Source organism: Winogradskyella sp. UBA3174, assembly GCF_002364335.1.
In the GTDB taxonomy this organism is placed as follows: domain Bacteria; phylum Bacteroidota; class Bacteroidia; order Flavobacteriales; family Flavobacteriaceae; genus Winogradskyella.
In genome coordinates, this window is sequence record NZ_DEXW01000051.1 from 1,847 (window position 1) to 3,523 (window position 1,677).

The 1,677-nt window shown below is 33.4% G+C and carries 2 protein-coding genes; both read right to left on the minus strand.

The window, feature by feature from the left end; genetic code table 11:
* Window positions 1-1,268: ankyrin repeat domain-containing protein (locus B2U95_RS09585; protein ID WP_296315568.1), on the minus strand; the 1,268-nt coding region annotated here is incomplete at its 3' end.
* A gap of 4 nt (window positions 1,269-1,272) precedes the next feature.
* Window positions 1,273-1,677, minus strand: a 405-nt coding sequence (locus B2U95_RS09590; RefSeq protein ID WP_349675759.1) for a DUF6607 family protein, incomplete at its 5' end; no start/stop codon positions are given.

Consider the following 1,677-nt stretch of genomic DNA (forward strand, 5'->3'; position numbering starts at 1 on the left):
AATTCTAGATTATTTTTTTCAACTGCCAAATGATATAATGTTTTACCTTTCCCTTGTGTTAGAGTTAAATCGAGACCAGCACTTTGAAGTAATTTTAGTTTTTCATTAAAAGTTTCAGGCTTGTTTATTCTAAACGTATTCAATATGTAATAGGCTAAAGAGTTTTGATCTTTATCTATAGTTGCAATATCTGCCCCTATACTTATTAAGAATTCAGCAATTTCAACTCTATTTCTATTAATAGCCTTAGCCAATGCAGAACGTCCGTTTTCGTCTTTAGCATTGATATCTTTCACATAAGTCGACAAAAATTTTACAACTTCTAGTTTACTACTATTTGCGGCATTCATAAACGGAGAGACTCCTCCTTCATCTTGTTGATTTACATCAACATCTTTATTTATGAAATATTTGAAAATTTCTAAATCTTCAGTATCATAAGCGATTGCATGCAACGGATTTCTGCCATTATTACCAGTGACATTGACTTGTACTCCTTTGCTTTCTAAAAATTTATAAACCTCTAAAGTATTTTCCTTCCCTCTTCTACCTTGGCTCGCAAAAATCATAGCATTACCTCCTTTAGCATTTAAGTTTTTATATGGAACACCTTTATCGATTAACCATTGTAACATTTTTAAATTTCCACCTTTAGCAGCATAATTGAAGATACCATTGCCATCAGTATCACTCGTATTTATATCACCATTCTGAGACAAAAAATAACTAACTAAATTCTCGTCCTTTAAAAAAGGCGCTACTAATAATAAGGCGTTGGCACCATCATGGTTTTTTTCTGCTTCTGGATTTGCACCGTGTTTTATTAAAAAATCATATAATTTGGTATTTGTTTGACCTGTAACTGCTGCAAAATTCAACACCGAATACCCATGACTATCTATAACATCTGTTTTCGCTCCTTTTTCAACGAGGTAATTCATTAATTCTAGATTATCCTTATAAACAGCCCAGAAAATATAAGTTCTTCCATCGTGTGTTAGCTTGTTGGCTCCGTTTCCTTCTTTAGACAAAAGGTGTTTAATGGTTTCGTTATCAACTTTTTCAATTAATGCATATGAAACGGCATCGAAAGCAAAACCATTAAGCTGTGCAATATCGAGTCCTTTATCAATCTTTTTGTCAATGTCAGAAATTGATGGATTAGATTTCCAATAGTCTCGACTTAAAAAAATGTTTGATTCTTGGGCAAACAAAGATGTTGCTGTTATTAGCGTTATGACAATTAAAATATAAGTTAACTTTTTCATAATATTATTTTTTAACGAAAGATTCAATGACTTCATTAATCTCATTTTCCGCTGTCATTTCATCATCGAACAAATGTTTGTACAAAGCCTTGTTTTCTACTTTAGTTTCTAATGTTAAATCCTTATTTCTACCATAAACATCCGCCCATTTTGTTCTTACTATAGCCCATTTTTCTTGGTGTGCTGCCCACCAATCTTGTGCAGCTTGGCACCTGCTATCGTCTACTTTTTTGTACACGTTATATCCTTTTTCTTTCGCTAAGACGACGTCCTCTTTTCCTACTTCACGGACAACTTTATCGTTATCTTGGTCGTGCACCCAACCAAAATCAGTGATTTCTTGTCTGTTACCACGCATCGTAATATTATAATCGCTCCGCTTTGTATATTCGCGTCTTGGTAATGGTGC